9 protein-coding genes are annotated in these 6,717 nt (G+C 44.8%); all 9 read left to right on the plus strand.

Going from position 1 to position 6,717, the window contains the following annotated elements:
- Nucleotides 1–158: 158 nt before the first annotated feature.
- Nucleotides 159–1,007: a hypothetical protein gene (locus tag AUK77_RS01610; RefSeq protein ID WP_296125480.1), complete on the plus strand. Its 849-nt coding sequence runs from the start codon at nt 159–161 to the stop codon at nt 1,005–1,007.
- Between the two features lie 109 nt (nt 1,008–1,116).
- Entirely contained in the window at nt 1,117–1,677 is a 561-nt protein-coding gene (locus AUK77_RS01615) for a hypothetical protein (protein ID WP_296125481.1), read from the plus strand.
- An 88-nt stretch (nt 1,678–1,765) separates the two neighbouring features.
- On the plus strand, nt 1,766–2,236 hold the full coding sequence (locus AUK77_RS01620) for a hypothetical protein (protein ID WP_296125483.1): 471 nt from the start codon (nt 1,766–1,768) through the stop codon (nt 2,234–2,236).
- Between the two features lie 295 nt (nt 2,237–2,531).
- On the plus strand, nt 2,532–2,936 hold the full coding sequence (locus AUK77_RS01625) for a hypothetical protein (protein ID WP_296125485.1): 405 nt from the start codon (nt 2,532–2,534) through the stop codon (nt 2,934–2,936).
- A 34-nt stretch (nt 2,937–2,970) separates the two neighbouring features.
- Complete coding sequence (locus tag AUK77_RS01630) at nt 2,971–3,375, plus strand: hypothetical protein (RefSeq protein ID WP_296125487.1); 405 nt, start codon at nt 2,971–2,973, stop codon at nt 3,373–3,375.
- Nucleotides 3,376–3,481: 106 nt separating this feature from the next.
- A complete protein-coding gene (locus AUK77_RS01635) occupies nt 3,482–4,222 on the plus strand; it encodes a hypothetical protein (RefSeq protein ID WP_296125489.1) in 741 nt (246 codons plus the stop codon).
- Nucleotides 4,223–4,330: 108 nt separating this feature from the next.
- Nucleotides 4,331–4,636: a hypothetical protein gene (locus AUK77_RS01640; protein ID WP_296125491.1), complete on the plus strand. Its 306-nt coding sequence runs from the start codon at nt 4,331–4,333 to the stop codon at nt 4,634–4,636.
- A gap of 180 nt (nt 4,637–4,816) precedes the next feature.
- Nucleotides 4,817–5,275: a pilin gene (locus AUK77_RS01645; RefSeq protein WP_296125493.1), complete on the plus strand. Its 459-nt coding sequence runs from the start codon at nt 4,817–4,819 to the stop codon at nt 5,273–5,275.
- A 310-nt stretch (nt 5,276–5,585) separates the two neighbouring features.
- Nucleotides 5,586–6,173, plus strand: coding sequence for a hypothetical protein (locus tag AUK77_RS01650; protein ID WP_296125495.1), 588 nt, complete (start codon nt 5,586–5,588; stop codon nt 6,171–6,173).
- Nucleotides 6,174–6,717: the final 544 nt, after the last annotated feature.

Raw genomic sequence — 6,717 nt, forward strand, 5'->3', positions numbered from 1 at the left:
AAATCAATGTCCGACATGCCACCACTTCTAACAATAAGTTCAAGTCGTTCGCTTCGCTCACTAGGACGGGCTAAAGCCCGCCCCTTAACTTAACGTTATGCTTCATCGGGCAGCCGTATATGACACATATCCAAACAAGGAAATTTCTCGGAAGCCAAATGAAATACGCTGACCGTGACTGGTGGTACGAATTTCAGAAACTTCCGGAATTTGCAAAAGAAAAAGATGTAAAAAAACGCAGTCAAGATTTATTACGACAATTCTCCGCACTTACAAAGTCCTGGAACTCTGAGCTTAACTCGGAATGGGTGGTGCGCATTTTCTACGCAGCCAAGATGACTTTAGCCTCCTCCGTCATGGCTCAAAGCCTGAAATTTGCCGAAGCGAGTAACCTAAGGCCAGTTGTTTCATACCTTAGTTACTACACGGTTATGCACTCCCTCCGTGCAATTCTTTTCACTAGCCCGCAGGTAAAGTGGAACGATGGAGAAATACTTCAAGCAACGCACTCAAAAACGATAAATATTGCGTGTGATGCTATAGCGCACTTCGACAAAGATTTATCGAAACGCGTAAAGGACTCTACGCTCCATCTGAAAGCATTTAGAGAGCTTATATCTTATCGAGCACCATCGAGTGGCGATAATTTTCAGAAGCCAGACTTTGATGTCTATGAGTACTGCCGTCTATTTCTAGAAATTGCTCAGTTCCAATCTGAGCTACTTGAGGCGTCTCTTGAAAAAAACTCAGATGCTTCATTCGATCTAGATCAGGAGTTCACTCGACATGTCTACGAGGTAGAAATTGATGGAGTCCACTTTCATGATAGTGAAGACTGGTATCGAATCGGATATTTAGCACGCAAGCATCCGGCCCCGACAAACATTCTTCACATGATGTCAGAGGGACATGTAGAGGACTTTTTCGGCTCTTGGTGTGCCCAGGAGGACATGCCGAATTCGTTCAACCCAGATGACGATTGGCGCATCTTATTTGATGTTCCATAGTGCCAGCCGCATAACAAATGGTTCAAGTCGTTCGCTTCGCTCACTCGGGACCGGCTAAAGCCGGCCCCTTAACCAAACGTTATGTACTCATCTGGCACTGGAGTAGCCTTTGAAAATCTATTACGTCGACGCTGAAAATATCGGCCTCAGCATGCTGGATGAACTAACGATTTCCATCCTCGATAGAGTTTTCGTCTTCACAAATTCAGAAAGCCTCAAATCTGCATGCAGCAATGCGCTATTAACCTGCGTAAGCGGCTATCCTTCGGGGCAAAACCAAGCAGACTTCTACATAATTGCTCATCTATCAAACGTCCTATCTCACCTCTCAAAAGCTGAGAAAAAAGCAATAGAGTTTAACCTTTGCTCCAAAGACCAAAATCTTTGGAAGGCTTTTGAATTTCAATGCTCACTTGCAGGCGTAAAATCTAGCGCGCCGCATATCGCCATAGAAACCGAGACAAACAACGTTGTAGTGGCAATCGACACATCCATTGAGGCAAAAATTCTCAAACTAATGTCTCAACCCATCACGTCAATTGAAATACAACATAAGCTCAAGGTTCCGCAGTCCGAATTCACCACATCATTCAATCAGCTTATAAAAACTGGCAAAATTAAACGCCAGGAAAACTCAAAAAAGCATTGGCTACGAGTTAAGAGCACATAACAACTGGTTCAAGTCGTTCGCTTCGCTCACTCGGGACCGGCTAAAGCCGGCCCCTTAACCAAACGTTATGCACTACAGGAGCAGCGCAGTGCCCAAGGAACCTTCTCATCATATTTTCGCTAGTGCGCTTCAATTCTATGCACTGGCAAAACCTGCGTTAGATGACGATATTAAACTTCAAGAAAATGTAATGGCTGTAGTATGCAACCTTGCTCTCTGTATCGAATTACTGTTGAAGTGCAGCGATTCAGGTGTAAAGGCTTTTCCCGCACTTGCAGGCGAACTCATCGGGGACGCAGAGATATATTCAAATGTCAGAGGCCATAACCTAGAGAAAATATTCAGCAACTTGGATGCTGATATTGCAAATAGGCTAGAGGTTCTTTTCAAGAGCGCAACAGGTAAAGATATTAAGCCGCTGCTAGCACAGTGCAAAGACTATTTCGTCCACGCAAGGTACTCATACGAGCCTCAAAGTGGTCATTGCTATTATGTGTCAGAAATCCAAGAGCTTGCAGAAGGTCTTATTACATCAATACGTAATTGGTACAGCGCATAACAACTGGTTCAAATCGTTCGCTTCGCTCACTGGGACGGGCTAAAGCCCGCCCCTTAACCAAACGTTAGCCAATCGCTTTCAGCTTGTTTGGTTTTTAATCGCGTACATCAGCAACATTGTTCCACTGCTTAAGGTTTCACAGGTCAACATAATTTGCTTTACTGAAAGTCCGCCGCCACTATCGAGTCGTAGGCAAAACCGCAGTCAGTCAGTTACATTGCAAACATTAAATTTATTGCGTTTCGTCAAGTTCATCGCGTAACGCGTTACAAGCAGGAAAGCGGTGCTTTAAATTATGCGTACATCCGAGCGTCTAACAAATGGTTCAAATCGCTCGCTGCGCTCGCTGGGACGGGCTAAAGCCCGCCCCTTAAACGTCCAATCACCAGTAACAAGGAGATTTATGGGATTCTTCAGTTCATTATTTTCTGCAGCAAGCAAGAAACATCAGATGATCGAATGGGCGATCGAAACGCTTGGTCGTGAAGGAAGCATAGTTGGCACAGCATACAAGGAGATTTCTTATAACGACGTGCAGTCATACATGCAAAAATCCACCTGCAGACCAATCAATAGCATCAAAGATGCTCAAAATGGCTGGATAGATTTTGAGGCTGCGGTAAAAGGCCAAAAATATGTAGTGACATTGAGCCGAACATTCGACGGCCATGGGTCTGTACTAACATCTAAAAAGGCATGAGTGTTCGTGTTCCGCAAAATATTCCGGTGAATTTATGGCAATACTTTTTCTTCTAGCACTAGTACTAGCATGGCCAACGGCAGGATTGTCTATCTTAGCTTACATTGTCTTACTAATCGTCCGGGGCATCCTACAAGCCAAAGTTAGAATGCACCATGCGGATACAATCCGAGCGCAGCGAGAGGTCAATTCAGGCACGACTCGACTCCCGTCATGGATGGCAAGTCGAGATAAAATCGAGGAATTTGTTTATGGCGTAGAAAATGTCGCAGAGCATCGCGGCGTACCAAAGTTATTCTCTGCGCAGCTTTTATCAGAGCCGGAAATTCAAAAAAACCTTATGCACTTCGCCGGGGCAATGGAAGCGCAAGGCGCATCATTCACTGAGCAACAAATGGCAGTAGTAGATAAGTTAATCGAGTTCTACAACAGCCCATAACCAATTTACCCCAATAGTTACGTCTAACAAGTGGTTCAAACCGCTCGCTTCGCTCACTGGGACGGGCTAAAGCCCGCCCCTTAACCAAACGTTAGGCATTACAACCATGGCAGGCATCTTCATCACCCGCGGAATGTCAGTTTCAATTCCTCACTTTTCACTCCGTATTAGTGAAAGTGGTGAACTCGAAGCCGATCCGATTACGTTGCATGTTCGGTTTGACGTCTGCCCAACATGGATTCAAATTGCAAAGCGCCACCTAGACGCAGCTCTTATTGCAAAGGCTAATCGTGATGCTGTTTGGCAAGGCACAGATGAAGAGGCTAAGGCTCAAGCTTTAGAAGTCGAGTTCGAAGCATCTATGCAGGCCATCATGGCCGCCGCAATTGCTTGGGATGCTGTATACGCGGTACTGCGAGAGCACGTGACAATTCCACCTTCAACTCTGGAAAAATGGCGCAATGGTCGCACTGCTCGCTACACACAAGTAGCTGAGGTCACACGACGAGCATTCAGCTTGACGCAAAAGGGCGCGTCTATACTCAGAGACAACCTAAAGCAGATCTACCGCTATAGGGATTTGGCAGTCCACCCGTCTGGAAAAATCGAAGCTCCGCTTCTCCACCCAGAGCTAAACCTTGGCATGGAATGGCGCTTCGTTTACTTTCGAGCACAAAATGCCGAACTTACAGTAATGGCCGCAGCAGCAATGCTGTGGGATCTTGCTCACAATGGAAAGAGCAAAGACGAAAAGATATCTGCGTATCAAAAAACCTTAGCTGAGCGTTTAAAAGAAATTTTCCCAGATAGTCCGCCTACCGTCCCAGTTGCCAATAGCAATGCCTAACAACTGGTTCAAATCACTCACTTCGTTCGCTGGGACGGGCTAAAGCCCGCCCCTTAACCAAACGTTAGGCAAGAAACCTAGATCTCAACCGCACCAAGGAGTGCCATCTTGAAAAAAACCACAATCTTATTCATGGCTATTATTGGAGCAAACTCAGGCGCAGCCCTTGCCGAATCCATTGGTTGGCAGCCAATTAACTCTGGAGGAACCAGCTACGACTCAGATGATTCCTATAATAGAGACAGCTCTTACGAGAGTTCATCTGGAAATCAGTATCAGTACAACCTCAACAAACCCACTGACCGGATCAGATATGAACATGATCCAAGCGCTCAAATACGGGACAAATACAATCCCCGGACTAACATTGATCGCAACCAAGGGCAGTATGGCGGCGGAATCTATAACGACTGACCTTTGCAATCCGGCAGCGTGCATGTAGGCGCGCTGCTCGTTTAATCTTCAATCACTACATCTGGTTGGGTTTGTCTTCCGAACTCGGAGCTCAAATGGGATTCGTTAGAGCGCGCCATTTAGCTTCGACGCTAGCTTTCGAGAACCAATTAAACCTACTTAAATAGAACCCAAATATCGATGAAAATCATAACAAAAGCATTCTTAATTTTGGTGACCGCTGTGGCCGCCTCAATATTTTATCTCTTCTACTCCATTCATAGCAGTTACTACCAAGGCGTTCGATCCAAAGAGTCTTACAAGCATGCAAAGACCGTAACAGCATCGCTCTCAAAGTACCATTCAATGCATTTTAAATATCCGAAAAGCATAGATGAACTAAATCTAGAAAAACCCGAACAGAACCACATTGGCAAGATCACATTTGACAATCAGACCGGAGTTATAGAAATACAACTAGCAGGGGATTCTTTGAGCGAAGGGGTTTTAATATTTTCTCCTCAAACAAGAAAAAATAATAAAATATCATACATCTGCCAATCCATGAATGTTCCTACAGAATACATTCCAGAAGAGTGTGCACCCCAAGAAATCAATTATAACTCGTCGCCGCAGCCGATCACCTATGACGTCGACTGAGCTTCGCCGCCAGTCATAAAAGCATAAGGACCGCCACCCTCAAACACAAACCGCCTTATAAAATATGACATCAAAAACTGACTTAAAAATAAAATATGCGCAACTCTCATGGGACTACGAATTTGATGCTTTTATCGAGACCGCATTGGAAGCTGATTTTATCAAGCATCACAAGCAGTACGATGAAAACTCCATGAGAAGAGTAGCTGCTTTACTGCTGATTGACCACAACCCAGAAACTGACACACTCTTAGAATGTGCCCGCGGGCAAATCACAGCTAATACTTAATAAGGGACCAACAGTAACAAAATGAAAAATAAAATTATTTCAGGATTAATCCTCTGCGCCATCTATATGGCATCGGCAAGCGCTCAAGACAAACGCCTAACTGAAGAACAACTAAACAAACTACCCAGCAGCTTCAAAAGCTTCTTATTATTAAATAGACAGATCATCGACAACGGAGGAAAAGGGATCAATGCCGTTTCTTTCAGAAAGGCCGAATTCAAATATGCCGTCACTGCTATATACGATAAGAAAAATGCAAACCCACCTATTCATATAGCCATGATTTCGGCTGGGCACGACGGCGCGGACATTGGCTTCAAAATTTATGAGCCATGCATAATCAATAGCACGAACGAAAGCCCAGTTAACATTGTCATTCGTGTAGACGAAAAAAATGTTTCTTCAGCCTTATTCTGCGGCCCAGACCCAACCACGAAGGGAGCAACACAGAAGGTCTATATAATAAAAACTCAAGCTGGAAAAGAGTATATTAGAGAACAATTTTCAATGGCAGACTATGTATTTATAGACTTTGGGAATGGTGTAATTCCATTTGCCACTGACGGATTTGATGTTGCATGGGAACAGAAAAATGATCCCGCACTTTAATCTTCCACTTCAATCCAAGGCCTAACAACTGGCTCAAATCGCTCGCTTCGCTCACTGGGACGGGCTAAAGCCCGCCCCTTAGCCAAACGTTAGACGTCCATATTTCTAAAGCTTGTTTTTAGTAATGCGTACGCCCATAACAACGCACGTTTGCTTTCGAGGTTTTCACAGTTTGAAATGTGTATTGGCTGAACGGACGCCCGTTATATTTGTGGCATTTTTCAACACTGCGCTCAGATCGTTACATTGCAAACATTGGATTTATCGCGTTTCGTTCGTTGCGTAATTGTTGTTCGTAAGGCCGCGCGATTGCTTTCGGGGCTTTCTCGGGTTTAGTCTTTCGGTTGCTGTGCTTACGCCGTTTGCCATCGAGGCACGTTGAAATCATGGTTTTTCAGTTGCATTGCAAACATTAAATTTATTGCGTTTCGCCAGGCTCATCGCGAAACGCGTTACAAGCAAGAAAGCGGTGCTTTAAATTATGCGTACATCCGAGCGTCTAACAAATGGTTCAAATCGCTCGCTGCGCTCGCTGGGACGGGCT

The sequence above is a fragment of the Pseudomonas sp. Ga0074129 genome (assembly GCA_001465025.1).
Lineage (GTDB): Bacteria > Pseudomonadota > Gammaproteobacteria > Pseudomonadales > Pseudomonadaceae > Aquipseudomonas.

Excerpts from the sequence above, each read along its gene's own strand:
- AUK77_RS01635 (WP_296125489.1), top strand. The coding sequence starts at position 3,482 with ATGGCAGGCATCTTCATCACCCGCGGAATGTCAGTTTCAATTCCTCAC.
- AUK77_RS01630 (WP_296125487.1), top strand. The coding sequence starts at position 2,971 with ATGGCAATACTTTTTCTTCTAGCACTAGTACTAGCATGGCCAACGGCA.
- AUK77_RS01625 (WP_296125485.1), top strand. The coding sequence starts at position 2,532 with ATGCGTACATCCGAGCGTCTAACAAATGGTTCAAATCGCTCGCTGCGC.
- AUK77_RS01650 (WP_296125495.1), top strand. The coding sequence starts at position 5,586 with ATGAAAAATAAAATTATTTCAGGATTAATCCTCTGCGCCATCTATATG.
- AUK77_RS01645 (WP_296125493.1), top strand. The coding sequence starts at position 4,817 with ATGAAAATCATAACAAAAGCATTCTTAATTTTGGTGACCGCTGTGGCC.
- AUK77_RS01610 (WP_296125480.1), top strand. The coding sequence starts at position 159 with ATGAAATACGCTGACCGTGACTGGTGGTACGAATTTCAGAAACTTCCG.